Source organism: Marinobacter changyiensis (assembly GCF_009193265.1).
Taxonomy (GTDB): domain Bacteria; phylum Pseudomonadota; class Gammaproteobacteria; order Pseudomonadales; family Oleiphilaceae; genus Marinobacter; species Marinobacter changyiensis.
The window spans coordinates 365743-388586 of record NZ_VZZZ01000002.1 but is presented as its reverse complement, the minus strand read 5'-3'; the positions used below and the strand labels follow the sequence as shown (position 1 = coordinate 388586).

Genomic DNA, 22844 nt, shown 5'->3' with positions numbered 1-22844 from the left:
CCCCGGCCAGCCTCGCCAACCGGCCGGAAGAACCTCCATGAAAAAGCTGATCAACCAACAACCCGGAGTCGTCTCCCGCTGGGCCCTGGGGCTGCTGCCATTCGTGCTGATTGCCGTGGTCTACACGCTGTCATCCAATGCACGGCTGGCTGAAAACCCCAACGATAAACTGCTGCCCGCTCCTTCTCACATGCTCGAATCCATGACCCGCATGGCGTTCGAACCCAGTAAACGCACCGGTGAGCTACTGCTCTGGCAGGACACCGGTGCCAGCCTGGAACGCCTGGCCATCGGCGTAGGCCTGGCCGCCCTCACCGGGCTGGTGTTTGGCATTGCAAACGGTGCCATACCACTACTTCGGGCCGGCTTCTCGCCGGTGGTGACAGGCATCTCGCTGGTGCCACCGATGGCGATCCTGCCGATTCTGTTTATCACCTTCGGGCTGGAGGAACTGGCGAAAATCATGTTGATTTTCATCGGTATCACGCCTTTCCTGATCCGGGATCTGCAACAACGCACAATGGAAATACCGGAAGAGCAGATCATCAAAATGCAGACCTTGGGCGCCAATACCTGGCAGATCATTGTTCGCCTGATCCTGCCCCAGATCATGCCGCGACTGATCACCGCCGTTCGCCTGTCTCTGGGTTCGGCCTGGCTGTTCCTGATCGCAGCAGAAGCGATTGCTGCCACCGAGGGCCTGGGTTACCGCATCTTCCTGGTGCGCCGCTATCTCTCGATGGATGTGATTCTGCCTTACGTAATGTGGATTACGCTGCTGGCGTTTTTACTCGACTTTTGCCTGAACCGCTATTCTCATTGGCGGTATCCCTGGTTCCACGACCGTAGCCTGTAACCCGGAGCGAGAGACGACCATGGCCATTATCGAACTAAAAAATCTGTGGAAGGAATATGGCTCTGAAGTAGTGCTGGAGCGACTGAATGCCCGTGTGGAAGCAGGCGAATTTATCACCATCGTCGGCGCGTCCGGCTGCGGCAAAACCACCTTCCTCAAGATGCTGCTGGGCACTGAAAACCCAACCCGGGGCGAGCTCCTGCTCGATGGTAAAGCCATCCCGGAAGAGCCTGACGCCACCCGGGGTATCGTGTTCCAGCGCTATTCCGTGCTGCCGCACCTGACCGCCGAGCGCAATGTCATGCTGGCTGGCGAACTGGCCGCCAACCGGTATACCGGCCACGCCTTCGGTGCCCGCCGTCAGGAGCTCAAAGCATCGGCTCAGGTGATGCTGGAAGACGTCGGCCTCGGGCATGCCATCAACAAGTACCCCCATGAATTGTCCGGCGGCATGCAACAACGCCTGGCCCTGGCCCAGGCATTGATCAAGAAGCCACGGATTCTGCTGCTGGATGAGCCGTTCGGTGCCCTCGACCCGGGTATTCGCAAGGATATGCATGCGCTGGTTATCAAGCTCTGGCGTGAACAGCAACTGACGGTATTCATGATCACACACGATCTGGACGAGGGCTTCTATCTCGGCACCCGGCTATGGGTGTTCGACAAGGACCGGCTGGACCCCCAGGCACCGGGAGCCTATGGGGCACGGATTACTTATGACTTGCCGGTGGGCAAAGATGATCACGGTACGTTGGAGGATATTGCTACCCGGGTGGATAGTACTGCTCGGGTATTGGGATAGATTTCAGATCTTACTTTATGAGCACAGCCGCTGAGGTGGGAGGGTTCTTCCGAGACACGCCCGCGAGTACGTCCCTGTAGGGCTCGGGTTCGGCCATCCATGGCCTCACACGGTCTCGGAACAACCCTCCCACCCCAGCGACTCCAGAACTTGGGGAATCTGAAAAGAGAAAAACAATGAAGAAGCTGAAATCTGCGGCGGCCAAATGCCCAGTCTGAAGTATTCGGTTCGGTAACCTTTTCCAGAACCGGGTGTGGCCAGGGATGGCCACACCCGAGCCCTACAGGGACGTACTTGCGGGCGTGTTCTGGAAAAGGTTACCGAACCGAAGACCTGGCACCAAATTAAAAGTTCAAACAGCCAAAAACTCCGAACCAAAAGACAAACGCGGAGAAAACCGATGACCCAGAAAATCTACGAATACACCATGCCAGGCGGCCACCACTGGTCGTTCCGCATGCGCCGGGGCACGCAGCTCCGGCTGACTGATATCGAAGGCGGAGCCAATGTAGCCTTGCTGTTCTATAACCCCGAGAACCTGCTGGAGCGCTACAATGCGCCGGATACCCTCAAGGGCCAGCACACCTTCAAACTGACCAAAGGCAACTGCCTGTACTCGGACATGGGTCGCAGCTTTGCGTCCATCGTTGAGGACAGCTTCGGCTGGCACGACACCGTGTGCGGTAATCTCAGCGCCGCCGCCTGCCTGAAAAAATATGGCGAACACAACTACCAGGACTACCATGACGACTGGTACCTGAGCGGTGAAGACAGCTTTCTCACGGAGCTCGCAAAGTACGGTCTGACCGAGCGTGACATGGCCGCCAACCTGAACCTGTTCAGCAAAGTCATGACCGATGACGACGGCAATCTGCAGTATGACTCTAGCATTAACAAGCCCGGTGCCAGCATCACCCTGCGTTTTGATATGGACGCCCTGGTCATCCTTCACACCTGCCCTCACCCGCTCAACCCGGCCACTGACTATCCCAGCCATCCGGTTCTTTGCGAATTGACCACAGCAGAGCCACTGACTGCGGATGACTACTGCCTGAACCACCGGCCGGAAAACCGCAGGGCCCTGGACAACAATCGCCTTTACTACCTGGAGCCGCCGTTTGCGACCCAGGCCGGGAACGCCTGAGGAGCCGATCATGATTAAAGAAAGCCCACGTCAGATCACCGATGCCAGGTTCCGGGAAACCGTGCTGGCCGGGGATTATTTTATTCGTACCATCAAAGCCGGTGAGACCATCCGGATTCTCGATCTTGAGGGTAACCAGGCCGCTGACACCCTGTTCTACAATGCCGATGACCCGGCCGAGCGCTACAGCGCTACCGACACCATCCGGGAACAGGGCAACGTTTACCTGACCGCCGGCACCACCCTGATGACCAACCGGGGCAACCCACTGCTGGACATCGTCGCTGACACCTGTGGCCGTCACGACACCCTGGGCGGTGCCTGTGCCACCGAAAGCAATACCATGCGTTACGACCTGGAAAAACGCTGCATGCACGCCTGCCGCGACAGCTGGATGCTGGCGATCAATCGCCATGAAGACTACGGCCTGAAAAAGCAAGACATCACCCACAACATCAACTTCTTCATGAACGTGCCGGTGACCGCAGCTGGCGGGCTGACGTTCGAAGACGGCATCTCCGGTGCCGGTAAGTATGTGGAGCTGACCGCGAAAATGGACACCATTGTGCTGATCTCCAACTGTCCCCAGCTCAATAATCCCTGTAACGGCTACAACCCGACGCCGATTGAAATCATCGTCTGGGCGAAGTGAATTCACGCTGACGAATAACAAAGTAAGTGGACAGGTCTTTCCAAAACCGTACGGAGCCATGGATGGCGGAGGACGAGCGTACAAGGAAGTATTTACAGCGTGTTTTGGAAAGACCTGTTCGCTTACTGACGCACGAAAGCCAAAGGCCTGACTGGCCGCCCCGGGGACGACCCTGGCGGCAGGAACGTCAAGGCGGGACGACCCGCCCGAGCAGGACGACCACCATGTTCAGCAAGGTATTGATCGCCAACCGAGGCGCCATCGCCACCCGTATCATCCGCACCCTGAAAACCCTGGGGGTAACCAGCGTAGCCGTCTATGCCGACGCCGATGCCGACTCCCTGCACACCCGGCTGGCCGATGAAGCCCATGCCCTGGGCAGCGGCTCCGCCAGCGACACCTACCTGAACCAGGACAAGCTGTTTGCCATCATGAAGCAGACTGGCATTGAGGCCGTGCATCCCGGCTATGGTTTCCTCAGTGAGAACCCGGATTTCGTCGAACGCTGCGAAGCCAATGGCATCGCGTTTATCGGCCCGACCGCGGACCAGATGCGGGAATTCGGCCTCAAGCACACTGCCCGGCAACTGGCGGAAGATGCCAGCGTACCACTGCTGCCCGGCACTGGCCTGTTAGCTTCCCTCGAGGATGCTGTGAAGTCAGCCGCCACCATTGGCTATCCGGTCATGCTCAAGAGCACCGCAGGCGGGGGCGGCATTGGCATGCAGATTTGCCAGAGCGAAGAGGTACTTCGCAAAGCCTGGGATGGGGTGAAGCGTCTGAGCGCCAATAACTTTTCCAATGACGGGGTGTTTCTCGAAAAGTACATCGAAAAGGCCCGTCATATCGAGGTTCAGGTCTTCGGCGATGGTGCCGGCAATGCCATCGCCCTGGGTGAGCGGGATTGCTCAGCACAACGCCGCCACCAGAAAGTGCTGGAGGAAACCCCGGCACCGCACTTGCCCGAAGAGGTCCGCACCACGCTCCATGAAACCGCCCGACGCCTGGTCGCCGCCAGCCGTTACCGCAGTGCCGGCACCGTGGAGTTCATTGTCGACCAGGCCACCAACGGCTTCTATTTTCTGGAAGTGAACACCCGGCTGCAGGTAGAGCACGGCGTTACCGAGCAGGTCTATGGCGTCGACCTGGTGGACTGGATGGTTCGGCTCGCCGCCGGAGAATTGGGCCAACTGGAAGCCCTGCCCCGCAACGCCGAGCCCGATGGCCACGCGATTCAGGCCCGGCTCTATGCCGAAGACCCCAACAAGGACTTCCAGCCCTGTGCCGGTCTGCTGACCACCGTGCGATTCCCGGCAGCGGACGGCCGGCGCCGGCGCATTGATCACTGGATTGAAGCCGGCGTTGAAGTCTCGGCCCTCTTCGATCCCATGCTGGCCAAGGTCATGGTCCACGAAACCAACCGGGACCAGGCACTGAAGGAACTCGCCCAGACCCTGAGCCACACTACCATCGAAGGCATCGAGACCAACCGCGAATACATCCTCGCCATTCTGGCGGATGCGGCCTTCGCAAACGGCCAGATGACCACCCGCTACCTGAACGGCTTCAACCACCACCCCACCACCATCGATGTGCTGGCCGGCGGTACCATGACCACCGTGCAGGACTACCCCGGGCGCACCGGCTACTGGCCGGTGGGGGTGCCGCCTTCCGGGCCATTCGACAGTCTGAGTTTCCGGCTGGGCAATCGTCTGTTGGGGAATGAGGCAGACGCCGCCGGGCTGGAGTTCACCCTCAACGGTCCCACCCTGAAGTTTAACAGCGCCACCACCATCGCCCTGACCGGGGCGGATCTGGGTGCCACCCTCGACGGTGAACCGGTGGCCCGCTACCGGTCGGTGCCAATTATAACTGGCCAGACCCTGAAGCTGGGCAAGGCCCGGGACCAGGGCGCAAGAGCCTATCTGACGGTTGCCGGCGGTTTGCAGTGTGAACCCTACTTGGGCTCCCGCAGCACCTTTACCCTGGGTCAGTTTGGTGGTCATGGCGGTCGCGCCATCCGTACCGGTGATGTGCTGCATCTGCCTGGCAATATTGACGCAGGCCCGATCACTGACAAGGCTGCCCTGCCCGCTGACCTCGAACCTGCTCTGACCGATTATTGGACGCTGCGGGTAGTCTATGGCCCCCAAGGTGCGCCGGATTTTTTCACCGAAGACGACATCGACACCTTGTTCAACACCGACTGGCAGGTGCACTACAACTCCAGCCGCACCGGTATCCGTCTGGTCGGCCCCAAACCGAAATGGGCGCGGCGAGATGGCGGTGAGGCCGGCATGCACCCCTCCAATATCCACGATAACGCCTACGCGGTCGGCACCGTGGATTTCACCGGCGACATGCCGGTTATCCTGGGGCCGGACGGGCCATCTCTGGGTGGGTTTGTTTGTCCGGTCACAACCATCAAGGCCGACCTTTGGAAACTCGGCCAGCTCAAGGCCGGAGACCGGATTCGCTTCCAGCCGGTCAGCCTGGAAGATGCCGATCGCCTGGCAGTAGCCCAGGACTCCATGATTGAAGATCTGACGGCAATGGACGACGAGCTTGCGGCCTGTCGCCCATCCACCCCTGTCCTGAAAACCCTGAGCGCCGAACAGGCCGGCGTACAGGTAGTCTACCGCCCCTCCGGCGACCGCTACCTGCTGATTGAATACGGCGCGCTGGAACTGGACCTGCGCCTGCGTTTCCGGGCCCATGCCCTGATGCTCTGGCTGCAAGAGCAGGCCCTGGATGGCATTCTGGAGCTGACCCCGGGCATCCGCTCGCTGCAGGTGCATTTCGATCCGGTCCGGTTGCCGCGAGAGCAATTGCTGACCCTGCTGGAGGATGCGGAAACCCACCTGCAACAACAGAAAGACCTGGAAGTACCCTCCCGCATCGTGCACTTGCCCATTTCCTGGGACGACGAAGCCTGCCGTCTGGCGATCGAGAAGTACATGCAGTCCGTGCGCAAGGACGCCCCCTGGTGTCCCAGCAATATTGAATTCATTCGTCGCATCAATGGCCTGGCGGATGTGGCGGAAGTGAAACGCCTATTTTTTGAGGCCAGTTATGTGGTGATGGGCCTGGGGGATGTCTATCTGGGGGCACCCGTGGCCACGCCTTACGATCCACGGCACCGGCTGGTGACCACCAAGTACAACCCGGCCCGCACCTGGACGGCGGAAAACTCCGTGGGTATCGGCGGCTCCTACCTGTGCGTCTATGGCATGGAAGGCCCCGGCGGCTATCAGTTTGTGGGGCGTACCCTGCAGATGTGGAATCGCTACCGCCGCACCGCCGAGTTCACCCACCCCAACCTGCTGAGGTTTTTCGACCAGATTCGCTTTTATGAGGTGGAAGCTGATGAACTCAGGCAAATCCGTAAGGATTTCCCGAAGGGTGGTTACCCGCTGAAAATCGAGGAAACCACCTTCAGTCTGAATGAATATCAGGAATTTCTGGAAGCAAATAACGGCGAAATCCAGACCTTCACCGAGGCTCGCAACAAAGCCTTTGAAGAAGAGCTGGAGCGCTGGGTGGCCAGCGGCCAGATCAATTTCGAATCACAACAGGATCTGGCTGAACATGACAATGACGGGCTCCCCGAAGGAACGCCGGTGGAATCGCCCGTGGCGGGAAGCCTCTGGAAGCTCTGCGTGGCGGAAGGCGATCAGGTTGGCGAAGGCCAGGTGGTGGCAATACTGGAGTCCATGAAAATGGAAATAGAAATTACCGCCCCAGCGGCGGGCACGATTATCGCAATCGCACGGGAAGAAGGCCAGCAGATCAATGCAGGTCAGGCCCTGATGGTGCTCGAGACCTGAAAAAAAGGGTATGATAGCCGCTGATATTTTCTGCTATTCAGGATCCTGCGATGTTATTTGCGATTATTGTTGGCGGCCTCATCGGCTATGCAGTTAGTGGCTTTGCCGGTTTTCTGGTGGGGGCTTTTCTGGCCGTCATGTTGATGCGAGCACTCAAAAAGAAGGTTTACAAGGGGTTGGTCGGGGTGCAATCCCAGTTTCTCGACTCGGTCTTTGCCGTTATGGGCGCCCTGTGCAAAGCCGACGGGGCGGTCAGCCGGGATGAGATTCGGGTTGCCGAAACCCTGTTCCAGAAATTCAGGCTGAACGCGCAGCAGCAGGCGAAGGCCAAGACGGCCTTTGCCCGGGGTAAATCCGATGATTTTGACCTGGATGGGGAGCTGGCGCAGTTCCTGAAGCTGAGCCGCGGCCAACCCGCCTTACTGCAGATGTTTCTCCAGGTGCAGGTTTCTGCGGTGGTGGCAGATGGGGAAATCCATCCGTCTGAACACGAGATGCTGGTACGTATTGCTCGGGGGCTGGGCTTGCCCGAATCCCAGGTTGATCAGCTCGAAGCCATGTTACGGGGAGCCCGCAGCGGTGCTTCACCCAACGCATCCACCGGAGAGCAACTGGACACTGCCTACAAAACCATGGGGGTGTCGCCCGACGCCAGCGATGCGGAACTCAAGCGTGCTTACCGCAAACTTATGAGCGAGAATCACCCGGACAAACTGGCAGGACGCGGGTTGCCCGAAAGCATGCGGGAAATGGCCGAAGAAAAAACCAGCGAAATCAGCCATGCCTATGACCTGATCAAAGAGGCTCGTAAAAAGGCGGCTTGAGAGTAGCCGCGATTACTCCCAAGCCCTTCATTCGCGCCTGAAGTCGCTCCTACAGGGCAACTGGGGGTGGTTATGTGAAATACCGGCCGGCGGCGGCGGCTATGATGCCGGCGGCGATGGCGGGTAAGGGCTTGCGGAAGGCCAGCATCAGCACGGCTGTGGTTCCCAGCGCCAGCCGCGCACCGATATCCCCTTCGACGGCCATGGGCGCCAGAATGGCAATTAACACCGAGCTGGCCATGGCGTTGATGAAGCCTTCCACCCGGGGATTGATGGTGACGAAGGACATCAGGAAAATACCGCCAAAGCGGGTGATCAGGGTCACGATCGTCATGATCGCGATCAGCAGCAGGGTTCCGGGTACGGTGGTTTCGATGGTCATGAGTGCTTTTTATCCAGCCAGAAGAAGCCCACCACGCCACCTGCCAAAGCACCCACGACCACATGGGTGTGGGGCGGCATCCACCAGTACGCCATCATGGCAGCGGTGGCGGCAACGGCCCAGGCCACCAGGACCCTTGGCGTTTTCTTACCGCCCAAGGCCATCGCCAGCAAAAAACAGCCCAGTACCATATCCAGCCCCAGGCTTTGCGGGTTCTGCAACAGACGTCCGAAGTAGACCCCTGACAGGGTACCGATCAGCCAGGCGATCCAGAGCACCAGCCCGCCGCCCATAATCACTTCAAGGTTACGTTTGCCCTGTTGATAATCCTGCGCCGCGACCGCCCAATTGGCGTCTGTCAGTACCAGACTAATGCCGTAACGCTGCCCCGGCGGCAGCTCCCGCAACATCGGGTACAGCGAGGCGCCCATCAGCAAATGGCGGGAATTAATCGCGAAGACCACCGCCATCATGGGCAGTACAGCGACCTCCGTGCCCCACATTTCAAGTGTGGCAAATTGAGAGGCACCGGCGAACACCATCACGCTCATCAGTGTGGCTTCCAGTGGCGCAAGACCCTTTTGCACGGCGGCCAGGCCAAATGCCATGCCAAACGCCACCACGAAAAACGAGATGGGAAGCAGCCTGAAGAACTCAGACCGGACTTTCGCCGGCTCAAGCCGGTAGGGATAAACAGTTGTCGACATCTTCGCAAGCTAATTAAAATTGCTCAACGTGCGTATAAGTAGATACCGAAGTCACGCCAGAACTGACTCTACCAGCCCCGGCGCGCCAGGGGCGCCAGTTGCGAGATTCAGCGCCGCTACCGGCGCATCGATCCCGGCTCGGTCAGAGCTTTTTGGCCTCATCACGAAGCACAAACTTCTGGATCTTACCGGTTGAGGTTTTCGGCAGATCGCTGAATATGACGGTTTTCGGGACCTTGAACTTTGCCAGTTTCTGACGGCAGAAGTTGATGATGTCCTCCTCTGACACTTCATCGGCGTCCGGTTTGAGCGTCACAAAGGCACAGGGTGTCTCTCCCCACTTCTCGTCCGGTCGGGCAACCACCGCCGCTTCAAGCACCGCAGGATGCCGGTAAAGCGCATCTTCCACTTCGATGGTGGAGATGTTCTCGCCACCCGAGATAATGATGTCCTTGAGACGGTCCTTGATTTCCGCGTAGCCGTCCGGGTGCCAGACGGCCAGATCACCGGTGTGGAACCAGCCGCCCCGGAAAGCTTCGGCGGTCGCGCCGGGATTCTTCAGATACCCCTTCATCACGGTGTTCCCGCGCAGGAAAATCTCACCGATGGTTTCACCATCCCGTGGTACCGGTTCCATAGTTTCGGAATCACCCACCATCATGCCCGCCAGGGTATGGTAACGAACGCCCTGGCGAGCCTTGATAGCGGCCCGTTTTTCCACCGGCAGGTCATCCCATTCGGATTTCCAGGCGCATACTGTCACCGGACCATAGACTTCCGTCAGGCCGTATACGTGGGTGACAAAAATACCCATTTCTTCGATCGCCTCAATGACCTTGGCCGGGGGCGCGGCACCTGCGGTCATGGCACGGACGGTATGGCTGAAGCTCTTTTTGGCCGCCTCGGAAGCCCCCAACAGGGTATTCAGCACAATCGGTGCGCCGCACATGTGGCTGACCTTGTGCTCACTGATGAGCTTCAGAATTTTCTCCGGCTCAACTTTTCGCAAACATACGTGGGTACCGGCAAACGCTGTGATGGTCCAGGGAAAGCACCAGCCGTTGCAGTGAAACATCGGCAGCGTCCACAGGTACACGGGGTGTTGGCCCATGGACCAGACCGCCTGATTGCCCATGGCATTCTCATAGGCGCCCCGGTGGTGATACACCACACCTTTCGGGTTACCAGTGGTGCCGGAGGTATAGCTCAGGGATATGGCCTGCCACTCATCCGCAGGCATCTGCCAATCGAACTCCGGATCGCCTTCGTTAAGGAAGTCCTCGTAATCAAGCTCACTGACAGCAATACCCTGGCCATATTCCGGATCATCAACGTCGATCACCAGCGGCGGGTTCTTGAGCTGGCCAACCGCCTCCCGGATTACCTCGCCAAACTCCCGGTCAGCAATCAGAACCTTGGCCTCACCGTGTTCCAGCATGAAAGCGATGGCGCTGGCATCGAGTCGGGTATTGAGGGCATTCAGCACGGCGCCCAGCATGGGGACGCCGAAGTGGCACTCCAGCATCTCGGGAATATTGGGCAGCATGGCGGCCACCGTATCGCCCTGGCCTATGCCGTGTTTGGCGAGGGCCGACGCCAGCTGGCGACAACGCCCGTAGGTTTCCCGCCAGTTACGGCGAACATTGCCATGAATCACCGCCGGGTATTCCGGATAGACGCTGGCAGTGCGGGCAATGAAATCCAATGGCGACAGCGGGGCGTGGTTCGCTGCATTAGGCTCAAGTCCGATATCAAAAATCGAGCTCATACTGGCCTCCTGATGTTGTTGTTAAAAGCGTTTGAAGCCTGGCCTATTGACTATAGGGCAACGGCCGGGCTTTGGCACAAAACAAGTTCAGACACTGGCCCGCGCAATAATAGCTCTGGTATCAATCTGGGCAGGCAGCGTGCCGAAGGCGCGCCCGCTATGACCGGTCAGGCGGCTGGCCAGGAACGCATCGCTTACGGCAGCCGGCGCGTAGCGGCGCAACAGACTGCCCTGCAGGGCGTGGGCCATGATTTCAACGGTGTGGCGAGCTTCGCCCTGGTGGTCCGGCAACCGGCGCAAATGCTCTTCCACCCGGTCGGCACAGGCGGCCAGTTGAGGATCGTCATCCAGCCCCGCCCGGATTTCTTCCATTACCGCATCAACGGTTTCCGGCTCCCGCTGGACTGCCCTTACCACATCCAGGCAGATGATATTACCGGTGCCTTCCCAGATCCCGTTCAACGGGGCTTCCCGGTACAGGCGCGCCATCATGTGGTCTTCGATAAAGCCATTACCACCGTGGCACTCCAGCGCTTCCACCACAAACATCGGCGCCTGTTTGCAGGACCAGTACTTCGCCATCGGGGTGGCGATTCGGGACAGCAGGCGCTCCTTCTCATCGGCATCCTGATGGTCCAGAGTCTGGGCCAGGCGCATGCTCAGCCACATCTGCGCCTCGGACTCGACAGCCAGATCGGCGACCACGTTCGCCATCACCGGCTGATCGACGATGCGCTCGCCGAAGCTGGAGCGGCTGCTGGTGTGATGTAACGCCTGCACCAGAGCCTGGCGCATGAGCCCTGAGGAGCCGACCGCAAAGTCCAGGCGGGTAAAATGGGCCATCTCGATAATGGTCCGGATACCGCGACCCTCTTCGCCCACCATCACGGCGTGCAGATCCTGGAATTCCACTTCGGATGAGGCATTGGAGCGGTTACCGCATTTTTCTTTCAGGCGCTGGATACGCAGATTGTTGCGCCTGCCATCCGGCAACCAGCCAGGGGCCAGAAAACAGGACACGCCAGTCTCGGTCTGGGCCAAGGTCAGAAAAACATCGCTCATCGGCACGGAGAAAAACCATTTGTGGCCAGTAAGCAGGTAGTCGGCGCCGGAGCCGGTCCGGGCGCTGGCAGGTCGCGCTGTGGTCCGGGTTTTGCGCAGGTCGGAGCCACCCTGCTTCTCGGTCATCGCCATACCGACCGTGATGGCGCGTTTGTCGCGCGCAGGCAACGGACGGCTGTCGTAACCGGCCCGCATGATCAGTGGCTCCCACTCCGCGGCCAGAGCTGGATCATGGCGAAGCGCGCCCACCGAGGCGAAGGTCATGCCCATGGGGCAGCAAACTCCGTTCTCGCCCTGGTTCCACAGATAGCTCAAGGCCGCCCTGGCAACATGCCCGCCGGGCTGTTTTTCAGTCCATGCCAGGGAGTGGGTTTCACTGGAGAACACCATATCCATCAATTCGTGGTAGGCCGGGTGAAACTCAACCTGGTCAATCCGGTGGCCAAACCGGTCATGGGTTCGCAGTTCAGGCTCGTTGCGGTTGGCGCTTCGGGCCAGCTGCTGAACCCGATCGGACCCCACCAGTTCGCCGCAGGCCCTCAATTTCGGGGTCGCCCACTGGGCGTTGAACACGTCCACCGCCTGCGTCAACGCCAGGTCACTGGTGAACGCATTGTAGTTGACCAGGTCCCCGGCCTGGTTGACCACCTCATGGGTCTCATAATACATATTCATGGGGTTCCCTCCGCATTGATGACACCGGTTCGGCCGCAACGGCTTTGTACATCGAAAAAAGACGGACTAAGCTTTCAAAAAACAGAAGCATTTCACTCTGTCGTCACCGTGCACTTTACGTTAAAGTAAACCTCAAGTCAGCCATGATGGATTGCTTACCCAGCAGCCCTTCTGCCGACGTTTGTTGAATAACCGATGCCCTCACAAGGGGCTTTTCGCTCCTCAAACCACTACCCCAGGAAGAGGATTATGGTCAGTAAAACAAGAAAACCCAAGGTCGTGCATAAGCCGGCGTTTACCGACGGTGCCGAATTCAGCATTGCCACCTTCCAGCTCCTCAAGCAGGACGGCACCCTCTATAAAGGCGCCAAAGCACCGGATCTTGAAAAAGACCAGGCGCTTCGCATATACCGCGCCATGGTTTATACCCGGGTATTGGACGAGCGCATGCTCGCCGCCCAGCGCCAGGGCCGCCTGAGCTTCTACATGCAGTGTACCGGTGAGGAAGCCGCGGTAATCGGCAGCACCGCCGCTCTTGATGACGCCGACATGATCATGGCCCAGTATCGGGAACAGGGCGCGCTGGTCTATCGGGGCTTCACCACCGATGAGTTCATGAATCAGATGTTCGGCAATGAAGAAGACTACGGCAAAGGCCGTCAGATGCCGATTCATTATGGCTCCAGCGAACTCAACTACATGACGATTTCCTCGCCCCTGGCTACCCAGATTCCCCAGGCCACGGGTTACGCCTATGGCCAGAAACTTGCCGGCGAAGGCCACTGCACCATTGTCTATTTTGGTGAAGGGGCCGCCTCCGAAGGCGATTTCCACGCCGCACTCAATATGGCCGCGGTGCACCGGGTACCGGTGATTTTCCTGTGCCGTAACAACGGTTATGCCATTTCCACTCCGGCCGCCGAACAGTTCGCCGCCGACGGTGTGGCGCCCCGGGCGTACGGTTACAAAATGGATGTGATCCGGGTGGACGGCAATGACATCCTCGCGATGTTCGAAGCTACTCGACAGGCCCGGCGCCTGGCCGTGGAAGACAACCGCCCGGTGCTGATCGAGGCCATGAGCTACCGTCTGGCCGCGCACTCCTCCTCGGATGATCCCTCCGGTTACCGCAGCAAGGATGAAGAGCAGATCTGGCGCGATAAAGACCCGATCCTGCGCATGAAAGCGTGGTTGCAAGCTGCCGACTGGTGGAGTGATGACGATGAAAAGCAGCTGCAGGAAAACTACCGCCGGGAAGTGCTTGAAACCATGAAGCGCGCCCAGAAACGCCCGCCACCACCATTAGACAGTCTGGTGAGCGATGTTTATCAAGAGGTAACTCCGGAACTGGCCCGCCAGCTCGACAATCTGAAGGCGCATATCCGCAAGTATCCGGACGCTTATCCCAAGACCGCCGAGCAAGCCAAGGGAGGGGCGTAACATGGCCAAGATGAATATGCTGCAAGCGATTAACGATGCCCTGGACATCGCCATGGCGGAGAACGAGCGGGTGCTGTGCTTCGGCGAAGACGTCGGTATTTTCGGCGGTGTCTTCCGGGCCACCAGTAACCTGCAGCAGAAATACGGCAAAGCCCGCTGCTTCAACACGCCTCTGGTAGAGCAAGGCATCATCGGGTTTGCCAACGGCCTGGCAGCCCAGGGCTCCGTGGCGGTGGCGGAAATCCAGTTTGCCGACTACATCTTTCCGGCCTTTGACCAGATCGTGAACGAGTCCGCCAAATTCCGCTATCGCTCCGGCAATCTCTTCAATGTCGGCGGCCTGACCATCCGGGCGCCATACGGTGGCGGCATTGCGGGCGGGCTCTATCACTCCCAGTCACCGGAAGCCTATTTCGCCCACACCCCGGGCCTGAAGGTGGTGGTGCCCCGTAATCCGCATCAGGCCAAAGGCCTGCTGCTGGCCTCCATCCATGACCCCAATCCGGTGCTGTTCTTCGAGCCCAAACGATTGTACCGGGCCTCCACCGGTGAGGTGCCGGAGGAAGAGTATCGCTTGCCCCTCGGCCAGGCAGAAGTGGTCAAGGAAGGCACCGACATCACTCTGCTGGCCTGGGGCGCGCAAATGGAAGTGCTGACTCAGGCGGTCGAACTGGCCGAGAAGGAAGGCATTTCCTGTGAGGTAATCGACTTGCGCACCATCCTGCCCTGGGATGTGGAAACAGTGGCGGACTCGGTGTTCAAAACCGGTCGCCTGCTGATATCCCACGAGGCACCCCTGACCGGCGGATTTGCCGGGGAAATTGCAGCCACGATCCAGGAGCGTTGCTTTCTCTACCTGGAATCCCCGATCGCCCGCGTGACCGGGCTGGATACCCCCTTCCCGCTGGCATTGGAGAAGGAGTATTTACCGGACCACCTGAAGGTCTTTGAGGCCATCAGGGCGAGCGTCGAATTCTAGGCTGATACCAGGACAGGAGAGCAACTATGAGTGATTTTATACTGCCCGATATCGGCGAAGGTATCGTGGAATGCGAGCTGGTCCAATGGCTGGTAAGTGAAGGCGACATGATCGAGGAAGACCAGCCGGTGGTCGAAGTCATGACCGACAAGGCACTGGTGGAAATCACCGCCCCGGAAGCGGGCCGGGTGACCAAACTGTATTGCGACCAGGGCCAGATTGCCAAAGTGCACGCGCCACTGTTTGGTTACGAGCCACAGGATCAGGAAAGCTCCGGACAGCAGGACGTTGCAAAGGAAAGAGAGGACAGCCCTGAGCCGGATCAGAACCGGGAGACTGAACAGGACAAGAGCACAGCAGCGCCTGCCAAACCAGCGCCGGAGCCCGACGCGAAAGCCGGCGACACCGCACCGGTTTCGGCAGCCAAAACGTCGAGTGAATCCCCTCACCAGCGTACGCCCGCCAGCCCTGCGGTCCGTCGACTGGCACGTGAGCACGAGCTGGAGCTGTCAGCGGTTCACGGCACCGGCAAGGATGGCCGGGTGCTGAAAGCCGATGTGCTGGCTCATCTCGACAGTCCGGATGCCACCAGTGACCTGTCCGCCGGCGCAGCCAAAGATGAAGGCAAGCCTTCAGGCGAACCGCAGCCCAGGGTTGAGTCCATCAAAGGCATGCGGGCAGTGATGGCCAAACGCATGGTGGTGGCCTCGAAGATCCCCCACTTTATCTACAGTGAAGACATCGACATGACGGACCTGATGGCGCTTCGGGAGCGGCTCAAGCCGGAAGTGGAAGCGCTGGGTTCCCGCATCACCCTGATGCCTTTCATCATGAAGGCGATGGCACTGGCAATTCGGGATTTTCCTATCCTCAACAGTCGCCTTAACGATGAGGTCACCGAAATCCATTATCAGCCCCGGTGCAACATCGGCATGGCGGTGGACAGCAAAGCCGGTCTGATTGTGCCCAACGTGAAAGGCGTCGAGAGTCTGACGCTGCTTGAGATCGCCGCAGAGGTCGCTCGCCTGACAGCGGCAGCGAGGGACGGCCGGGTACGGCAGGAAGACCTTCAGGGCGGCACGATTTCGATCTCCAACATCGGTGCGCTGGGCGGTGTTCATGCGGCTCCCATTATCAATGCACCGGAAGTCGCGATTGTCGCGTTGGGGCGCACCCAGCGCTTGCCCCGCTTCGACGCCAACGGCCAGGTCGTGGAGCGGGCCATCATGACGGCCAGCTGGGCGGGGGATCACCGCGTCATCGACGGCGGCACCATCGCGCGCTTCTGTAACCGCTGGAAGGGCTATCTGGAGTCGCCCGAGTCGATGCTGCTGCATCTGGGCTGAGGCAAAAGATGCAACCATCGGCGCAACCGACCCCGCTGCAGCAGTTCTATATTCCGGAAGAGCAGTCTATCTATCTGCTCAGCCAGCACGACGCCAAGAAGCTCAAGGACTGGGTGGCACTGTGTACCACCCAGCTGGAACAGCTGGGTTACCGGAATATCGAGATGGTTGGCAAAGGCGCCTATGGTTTCGTGTTTGCAGGGGTTCTGGAACGGGAAGGCGCGAGGAAACTGGAGCACGTATTCAAGTTTACCCGCGTCACCCTGCCCAGACACCTGCAGGACCGGCTGGAGGAAGAGGCGTTCATGCTCGAACAGGTCGAGCACCCCCGGGTGCCGCGCCTGATCGCGTTTCAACAGGCCCGCAATCAGCCCATCCTGGTCATGGAACGGGCGCCTGGCATCAATCTGGAAGAAGTGTCATTAAAAGAGGGCTGCCTGAGACCCCGCCTGGTGATGCGCATTGCCGACCAACTGGCCGACATTTTGCGCTGCCTGCGCCGGGAATCAGGGCCGGCCAGCCGACCCATCGTCCACGGCGATATCAAACCCTCCAACCTGGTATTTGATGCCCTTCACGAAAACATTGCCCTGATCGACTGGGGCTCCTCTGTGTTTGCCCAGCTGGATCAAAACCAGCAATTTGTTGCTGCCAACGTCATGGAATTGATGTCCGACAACCTGCAGCAGACCAACGCCCGGCTGGGGGATGTCTACTTCATCGGCGAGGAGCAGCTCAACGGCGGCCTGTCGTCCCCCCGGTTCGATGAGCAGGGCGCCGCAGGTACGCTCTATGCCCTGGCTTCCGGCCAGTCCTGCCGATTTGGTCACCAGGCTATTCCGCCGACTTCCCTGGGCCTGCCAATGGAATTCGCCCGGATGCTGGAGGGCATGCTGGACCCGAACCCGGAGCTGCGCAGGAAGGCCGGCGATTATTATCTCAAAGAGATGCCCCGTCTTGCCCGCAGCGTCATGATCGACCTGCCCGGTTTTCCCATCACGCCTCTGGTGCCGGTGTGGCTGAGACCGGCCCGGCGCGAGATTGACACGGTGGTGTACAGCTCCCGCAAGTCCTTCCTGAGGCAGGAACATGCCCAGGAGACCCTGAACGACGTCAACGACGTGCAGCTGGACCGCTACTATAAAAACTTCATGCAGGGCATGGGAGATACCGAAAAAGCCTTTCTGGCGTCGGTCAGCCGGCTTGGTCGTTACCCGGTCGTGGGTGGGCTGGCAGTGCGGTGGGAAAGCGACGGCATCTATGTGGACACCTCCCTGAACCTGCATGATCCGGAGCTTAAAACCGCCTTTATCACGGCCGTAAACAACATGGTCAATCTGGCCCGGGCCATCTACCGGCAGGGCATCTTCAAAAGCTGCCTGTTCAATGCCCGGGATACCCTGCACATCGATCGGGCCGGACCGGAGGAGCCGTTTGTGGTAGCCGCCGACATGAAACTGCCTTATGAAGTGAGCGCCGTACCGGAAGTTGAAGACCACTCCCGAGTCCACTCCTACTTCGAGGACGGTCCCGACCCGGAAGAGTTTCTGGTGCTGCCAACAGCCATCATCACCGCGCTGGAGGCACTCAACACCATCCACCACACCGGCATGATCATCTTTGAAGCGCTGCCGGATCACCTCAAGATCCACAGCCACTACCGACTTCTGGACCCGGCCCGGGAAGAGGACTTTCGGTATTATCTCGACGAAATCCTGTCCCTCGTACCCCGAATCGAAGGGCTGGGCGTGTCCGGTTTTATGAAGATGCCGTACAAGGACACCAAGTTTTTCGCCCACATCGAACGCATGCCGGAACGTTACTACCCGAAGAATCCGCGTGCGGAGGCCGCTGCTGCCGGGAAACCGGGGGCCAGACGAAAACCCGGATAGTGATGCTTTTCAATACCCTGAAAGCAACCGGGCACCGACACCTGTTAGAATCCGTTGCTGAATTTAACATCGCCAGGTTCAAAACTACTTTACGTTTACGTAAACTTTATCTAACCTTACCTAAAAAGGTAAACAACATGTTGTCGACCAAAAAAACTTACAGCATTAGCGAGCTGTCCCGGGAGTTTGATGTAACCACGCGAAGCATGCGCTTTTACGAGGATCAGGGTCTGCTGAAGCCTGATCGCAAAGGCCAGACGCGGATTTTCAGCTCCAAGGACCGGGTCCGCCTCAAGCTCATTCTGCGCGGTAAGCGTATGGGTTTTTCACTGGCCGAAACCAAGGAATTATTCGACCTCTGGGATGAAACTCTCAGCGGCAACGAAAAACAGCTGTACCTGATGCTCGATACCCTGGCCAGAAAAAGGGAGCAGCTGGAACAGCAGAAAAAAGACATTGCGATGGCGGAAATCGAGATTGATACCGCCGAAGCACGCTGTCGCGAAGCCTTGAAAGAACTGGAAAAGAAGAAGAAAGACGCCAAATCAACAGAAGATTCACCAAGCTGATAACGCCAGGGCCGGAGTGGAAACCCCAGCATTCGCCCTGGCGTTCACCTAACACCGACGTATCGCAAAGAAGGTAACGACCATGATTTCACAATATTCAGAGTTCAACTTCGGCCTGGGCGAGACCATCGACATGCTGCGGGAGCAGATCAACGGCTTTGCGGCCGGCGAAATTGCGCCCCGGGCGGCGGACATCGACCATGACAACCTGTTCCCTGAAGATCTGTGGAAGAAACTGGGCAATATGGGCCTGCTGGGCATCACCGCTGACGAGGCCTACGGCGGCTCCGGCATGGGCTACCTGGCCCACGTGGTTGCCATGGAAGAGATCAGCCGCGCGTCTGCGTCGGTCGGCCTTTCCTACGGTGCCCACTCCAACCTGTGTGTTAACCAGATTAACAACAACGGTACCGAAGAGCAGAAACAGAAATACCTGCCCAAACTGATCAGCGGTGAACACATTGGCGCGCTGGCCATGTCCGAGCCCAATGCCGGCTCCGATGTCGTGTCCATGAAACTGTCCGCCAAGGATGCCGGCGACCACTACGTCCTCAACGGCAACAAGATGTGGATCACCAACGGCCCCGATGCCAGCGTCTATGTCATTTACGCCAAGACCGACCCCCAGGCCGGACCCCGCGGCATCACCGCATTTATTGTCGAGCGCGGCTCCCCGGGTTTCACCCAGGCCCAGAAGCTCGACAAACTCGGCATGCGCGGCTCCAATACCTGTGAGCTGGTGTTCCAGGATTGCAAGGTACCGAAAGAGAACATCCTCGGCGAACTCGGCGGCGGCGCCAAGGTTCTGATGAGCGGCCTCGACTACGAGCGCCTGGTACTCGCCGGCGGCCCGCTGGGCATCATGCAGGCGGCACTGGACGTCACCGTACCCTACATCCGCGAACGCAAGCAGTTCGGCCAGGCCATCGGTGAATTCGAGCTGGTACAGGGCAAGGTTGCAGACATGTACACCCTGATGAATACCGCCAAGTCCTACGTCTATATGGTGGCAATGGCCGCTGATCGCGGTGAAACCACCCGCAAGGATTCCGCCGGCGCCATACTCTATTCCGCCGAAATGGCCACAAAGCTGGCTCTGGACGCCATCCAGCTGCTGGGCGGCAATGGTTACATCAACGAATACCCCACCGGCCGCCTGTTGCGTGACGCGAAGCTGTACGAAATCGGTGCCGGCACCTCCGAAATCCGGAGAATGCTCATCGGCCGGGAACTGTACCTGAACAAGTAAGCCACTATTCGAATTATTGTTTTGCGGATGCTCGCACCCAAAGTATGACCAGGTGGTGGTGGGACCGCTTTCCGGGAATCTCGAAGGCCAGGGACGGCCTGAGAGAAGCGCACATGAATGTGCTCGCAGCGGTTCCCGGAAAGCGGTCCCACCATCGCCGAGGCCACCCGTATCAGGAAGCCAGAGCCATGACGGTACTACCAAGTAAAATAAACCCCAGATCTGACGAATTCCAGGCCAACCGGGAGTCCATGGCGGCAACCGTGGCGGACCTTCAGGACAAGGTTGCCGTTATCCAGAACGGTGGCGGCGCTTCCTATCAGGAGCGCCATCTTGCCCGGGGCAAACTGCTGCCAAGGGAACGTATCAACCGGCTGCTGGACGAAGGCTCACCGTTCCTGGAACTGTCCCAGCTGGCGGCCTACAACGTCTATGATGAAGACGTTCCGGCCGCGGGCCTGATCACCGGTATCGGCCGGGTCTCCGGCACCGAGTGCATGATCATCGCCAATGACGCCACCGTAAAAGGCGGCAGCTACTACCCGCTGACCGTAAAAAAACACCTCCGCGCCCAGGAAATCGCCCTGCAGAACCGCCTGCCCTGCATTTACCTGGTCGACTCCGGCGGCGCCAACCTGCCCCGCCAGGACGAAGTCTTCCCGGACCGGGACCACTTCGGTCGCATCTTCTTCAACCAGGCCCGCATGTCTGCCGACGACATTCCCCAGATCGCCGTCGTCATGGGCCTGTGCACCGCCGGAGGCGCCTACGTGCCGGCCATGGCCGACGAATCCATCATCGTCCGCAACCAGGGCACCATCTTCCTGGCCGGCCCGCCGCTGGTAAAAGCCGCCACCGGTGAAGTGGTCAGCGCCGAAGACCTGGGCGGTGCCGACGTACACTGCAAGATTTCCGGCGTGGCCGACCATTACGCCGAAAACGACGCCCACGCCCTGGAAATCGCCCGGCGCTGCATCTCCAACCTCAACCGCCGCAAACCGGCGGACGTGGAGATCCGCAAGCCCATGGCGCCGCTGTTTAACGCCGAGGAAATCTACGGCATCGTCGGCACCGATCTGCGCAAACAGTTCGACGTGCGCGACGTCATCGCCCGCATCGTCGACGGCTCCGAGTTCGATGAATTCAAACGCCTCTACGGCCAGACCCTGGTCACCGGCTTCGCCCATATCCACGGCTACCCGGTGGGCATCATCGCCAACAACGGCATCCTGTTCAGCGAGTCGGCCCAGAAGGGCGCGCACTTCATTGAACTGTGCTGCCAGCGCAACATCCCGCTGCTGTTCCTGCAGAACATCACCGGTTTCATGGTGGGCCAGAAGCACGAAGCCGAAGGCATCGCCAAGCACGGCGCCAAGATGGTCATGGCCGTGGCCTGCGCCAACGTGCCCAAGATCACTGTGCTGATTGGCGGCAGCTTTGGCGCCGGCAACTACGGCATGTGCGGCCGCGCCTACAGCCCGGACTTCCTGTGGATGTGGCCCAACGCACGGATATCCGTGATGGGCGGAGAACAGGCTGCCGGCGTGCTCGCGACCGTTAAGCGTGAAGGCATGGAGCGCAAGGGACAGCAATGGAGCACCGAAGAAGAAGCACAGTTCAAGAAGCCCATCATTGATACCTATGAAAGCCAGGGCCACCCCTACTATGCCAGCGCCCGACTGTGGGACGACGGCGTTATCGACCCGGCCCAGACCCGTGAAGTAGTCGCCCTGAGCCTGTCCGCCACCCTTAACCGACCGGCCAAACCGACACGCTTCGGCGTGTTCCGGATGTAAGCGGGGAGACATCAGATGACTGAGACAAGACCAACCGACACTGCTCAAGACTCACAATCCGTGGTGCTACTTAATCGCCGCGCCGAAGGCGTGACCGAAGTGGTGCTGAACCGCCCGGACAAACGCAACGCCTTTGACGACGTGATTATCCAGGCGCTGATCAATGCCCTGGAGGAAGTCGAAAACGATCCGGCCACCCAGATCGTCATCCTGCGCTCCGAAGGCAAGCATTTCTCCGCCGGCGCTGACCTTGGCTGGATGCGACGCATGGCAGACAACAGCCACGGCGACAACCTCGCCGACGCCCGCCAGCTGGCGCGACTGTTGGAACGCCTGAACACCCTGACCAAACCCACCATCGGGCTGGTTCAGGGTGCCGCTTACGGTGGCGCCGTCGGGCTGGCTGCCTGCTGCGATATCGTGATCGCCACCGAGCAAGCGCGGTTCTGCCTCAGCGAAGTCAAACTCGGCCTGATTCCCGCGGTGATCAGCCCCTACGTCGTGCGGGCAATTGGCGAGCGTCAGGCCCGGCGTTACTTTATTTCAGCCGAAGTCTTTGATGCCCAACAGGCCCAGGCATTTGGCCTGGTGCATGTGGTGGAAGATTCCGACGACGCCATGCAAAGCCGATGCGACGAGCTCCTGGCACAACTGGCCCAGAACGGGCCGGAAGCCATGCGCGCCGCCAAGGATCTGGTGTTCGCCGTCAGCCATAAAGCCATAGATGCAGACGTCATTGAAGACACCGCCCGGCGCATTGCCGATATTCGCGTCGGCAAAGAAGGCCAGGAAGGGCTCAGTGCTTTTCTGAACAAACGTCGCGCCAGCTGGATTCCGGACAATGGTGTTCAGGGCTCCCAGGAGAAAAAATAAC

Annotated in this window: 18 protein-coding genes; 14 read left to right on the top strand and 4 right to left on the bottom strand. The window is 59.3% G+C overall.

Features of this window, described 5'->3' with window-relative positions; translation table 11 throughout:
- Window positions 1-37: 37 nt before the first annotated feature.
- The 6 genes from F6Y09_RS07575 (at window position 38) to djlA (ending at window position 8105) form a co-directional block, all read left to right on the top strand.
- On the top strand, window positions 38-856 hold the full coding sequence (locus tag F6Y09_RS07575) for an ABC transporter permease (RefSeq protein ID WP_152206310.1): 819 nt from the start codon (window positions 38-40) through the stop codon (window positions 854-856).
- A 19-nt stretch (window positions 857-875) separates the two neighbouring features.
- Window positions 876-1658 carry an ABC transporter ATP-binding protein gene (locus F6Y09_RS07570; protein ID WP_152206309.1) on the top strand — a complete coding sequence of 261 codons (783 nt, stop codon included), beginning with the start codon at window positions 876-878 and terminating at the stop codon, window positions 1656-1658.
- Window positions 1659-2058: 400 nt separating this feature from the next.
- Window positions 2059-2802, top strand: coding sequence for an urea amidolyase associated protein UAAP1 (locus tag F6Y09_RS07565; protein WP_152206308.1), 744 nt, complete (start codon window positions 2059-2061; stop codon window positions 2800-2802).
- A 10-nt stretch (window positions 2803-2812) separates the two neighbouring features.
- On the top strand, window positions 2813-3454 hold the full coding sequence (locus F6Y09_RS07560) for an urea amidolyase associated protein UAAP2 (protein ID WP_152206307.1): 642 nt from the start codon (window positions 2813-2815) through the stop codon (window positions 3452-3454).
- Window positions 3455-3678: 224 nt separating this feature from the next.
- Window positions 3679-7281, top strand: a complete 3603-nt coding sequence (uca, locus tag F6Y09_RS07555; protein ID WP_152206306.1) for an urea carboxylase — start codon at window positions 3679-3681, stop codon at window positions 7279-7281.
- A 50-nt stretch (window positions 7282-7331) separates the two neighbouring features.
- On the top strand, window positions 7332-8105 hold the full coding sequence (gene djlA, locus F6Y09_RS07550) for a co-chaperone DjlA (RefSeq protein WP_152206305.1): 774 nt from the start codon (window positions 7332-7334) through the stop codon (window positions 8103-8105).
- A gap of 70 nt (window positions 8106-8175) precedes the next feature.
- Here the strand turns inward: djlA and F6Y09_RS07545 are convergent, their stop codons facing one another.
- The 4 genes from F6Y09_RS07545 to F6Y09_RS07530 all read right to left on the bottom strand — a co-directional run bounded on the left by F6Y09_RS07545 (window position 8176) and on the right by F6Y09_RS07530 (window position 12699).
- A complete protein-coding gene (locus tag F6Y09_RS07545) occupies window positions 8176-8487 on the bottom strand; it encodes an AzlD family protein (protein WP_152206304.1) in 312 nt (103 codons plus the stop codon).
- Window positions 8484-9194, bottom strand: a complete 711-nt coding sequence (locus F6Y09_RS07540) for an AzlC family ABC transporter permease (RefSeq protein WP_152206303.1) — start codon at window positions 9192-9194, stop codon at window positions 8484-8486. The genes F6Y09_RS07545 and F6Y09_RS07540 overlap by 4 nt, the downstream gene beginning before the upstream one ends.
- A 142-nt stretch (window positions 9195-9336) precedes the next feature.
- Entirely contained in the window at window positions 9337-10962 is a 1626-nt protein-coding gene (locus tag F6Y09_RS07535) for an acyl-CoA synthetase (RefSeq protein ID WP_152206302.1), read from the bottom strand.
- Between the two features lie 87 nt (window positions 10963-11049).
- Window positions 11050-12699 (bottom strand): acyl-CoA dehydrogenase family protein, encoded by a 1650-nt coding sequence (locus F6Y09_RS07530; RefSeq protein WP_218944120.1) that lies wholly within the window; start codon window positions 12697-12699, stop codon window positions 11050-11052.
- Between the two features lie 249 nt (window positions 12700-12948).
- Here F6Y09_RS07530 and F6Y09_RS07525 point away from each other — a divergent pair, with 249 nt between their 5' ends.
- The 8 genes from F6Y09_RS07525 to F6Y09_RS07490 all read left to right on the top strand — a co-directional run bounded on the left by F6Y09_RS07525 (window position 12949) and on the right by F6Y09_RS07490 (window position 22843).
- On the top strand, window positions 12949-14139 hold the full coding sequence (locus F6Y09_RS07525) for a thiamine pyrophosphate-dependent dehydrogenase E1 component subunit alpha (RefSeq protein WP_152206301.1): 1191 nt from the start codon (window positions 12949-12951) through the stop codon (window positions 14137-14139).
- A 1-nt stretch (window position 14140) separates the two neighbouring features.
- A complete protein-coding gene (locus tag F6Y09_RS07520) occupies window positions 14141-15118 on the top strand; it encodes an alpha-ketoacid dehydrogenase subunit beta (protein ID WP_152206300.1) in 978 nt (325 codons plus the stop codon).
- Between the two features lie 26 nt (window positions 15119-15144).
- Window positions 15145-16464, top strand: coding sequence for a 2-oxo acid dehydrogenase subunit E2 (locus tag F6Y09_RS07515; protein ID WP_152206299.1), 1320 nt, complete (start codon window positions 15145-15147; stop codon window positions 16462-16464).
- Window positions 16465-16472: 8 nt separating this feature from the next.
- Entirely contained in the window at window positions 16473-18356 is a 1884-nt protein-coding gene (locus F6Y09_RS07510; protein ID WP_152206298.1) for a protein kinase domain-containing protein, read from the top strand.
- A gap of 140 nt (window positions 18357-18496) precedes the next feature.
- Complete coding sequence (locus F6Y09_RS07505) at window positions 18497-18925, top strand: MerR family transcriptional regulator (protein ID WP_152206539.1); 429 nt, start codon at window positions 18497-18499, stop codon at window positions 18923-18925.
- Between the two features lie 82 nt (window positions 18926-19007).
- On the top strand, window positions 19008-20174 hold the full coding sequence (locus F6Y09_RS07500; protein WP_152206297.1) for an isovaleryl-CoA dehydrogenase: 1167 nt from the start codon (window positions 19008-19010) through the stop codon (window positions 20172-20174).
- A 188-nt stretch (window positions 20175-20362) separates the two neighbouring features.
- Entirely contained in the window at window positions 20363-21970 is a 1608-nt protein-coding gene (locus F6Y09_RS07495) for a carboxyl transferase domain-containing protein (protein ID WP_152206296.1), read from the top strand.
- A 15-nt stretch (window positions 21971-21985) separates the two neighbouring features.
- Window positions 21986-22843 carry an enoyl-CoA hydratase-related protein gene (locus F6Y09_RS07490; RefSeq protein WP_152206295.1) on the top strand — a complete coding sequence of 286 codons (858 nt, stop codon included), beginning with the start codon at window positions 21986-21988 and terminating at the stop codon, window positions 22841-22843.
- The last annotated feature ends 1 nt before the right edge of the window (window position 22844 follow it).

Coding starts and splice junctions, on each gene's coding strand:
- F6Y09_RS07495 (WP_152206296.1), top strand. CDS start 20,363: ATGACGGTACTACCAAGTAAAATAAACCCCAGATCTGACGAATTCCAG.
- F6Y09_RS07500 (WP_152206297.1), top strand. CDS start 19,008: ATGATTTCACAATATTCAGAGTTCAACTTCGGCCTGGGCGAGACCATC.
- F6Y09_RS07535 (WP_152206302.1), bottom strand. CDS start 10,962: ATGAGCTCGATTTTTGATATCGGACTTGAGCCTAATGCAGCGAACCAC.
- djlA (WP_152206305.1), top strand. CDS start 7,332: ATGTTATTTGCGATTATTGTTGGCGGCCTCATCGGCTATGCAGTTAGT.
- F6Y09_RS07570 (WP_152206309.1), top strand. CDS start 876: ATGGCCATTATCGAACTAAAAAATCTGTGGAAGGAATATGGCTCTGAA.
- F6Y09_RS07520 (WP_152206300.1), top strand. CDS start 14,141: ATGGCCAAGATGAATATGCTGCAAGCGATTAACGATGCCCTGGACATC.
- F6Y09_RS07560 (WP_152206307.1), top strand. CDS start 2,813: ATGATTAAAGAAAGCCCACGTCAGATCACCGATGCCAGGTTCCGGGAA.
- F6Y09_RS07575 (WP_152206310.1), top strand. CDS start 38: ATGAAAAAGCTGATCAACCAACAACCCGGAGTCGTCTCCCGCTGGGCC.
- F6Y09_RS07525 (WP_152206301.1), top strand. CDS start 12,949: ATGGTCAGTAAAACAAGAAAACCCAAGGTCGTGCATAAGCCGGCGTTT.
- F6Y09_RS07540 (WP_152206303.1), bottom strand. CDS start 9,194: ATGTCGACAACTGTTTATCCCTACCGGCTTGAGCCGGCGAAAGTCCGG.
- uca (WP_152206306.1), top strand. CDS start 3,679: ATGTTCAGCAAGGTATTGATCGCCAACCGAGGCGCCATCGCCACCCGT.
- F6Y09_RS07530 (WP_218944120.1), bottom strand. CDS start 12,699: ATGAATATGTATTATGAGACCCATGAGGTGGTCAACCAGGCCGGGGAC.
- F6Y09_RS07490 (WP_152206295.1), top strand. CDS start 21,986: ATGACTGAGACAAGACCAACCGACACTGCTCAAGACTCACAATCCGTG.
- F6Y09_RS07545 (WP_152206304.1), bottom strand. CDS start 8,487: ATGACCATCGAAACCACCGTACCCGGAACCCTGCTGCTGATCGCGATC.
- F6Y09_RS07515 (WP_152206299.1), top strand. CDS start 15,145: ATGAGTGATTTTATACTGCCCGATATCGGCGAAGGTATCGTGGAATGC.
- F6Y09_RS07565 (WP_152206308.1), top strand. CDS start 2,059: ATGACCCAGAAAATCTACGAATACACCATGCCAGGCGGCCACCACTGG.
- F6Y09_RS07510 (WP_152206298.1), top strand. CDS start 16,473: ATGCAACCATCGGCGCAACCGACCCCGCTGCAGCAGTTCTATATTCCG.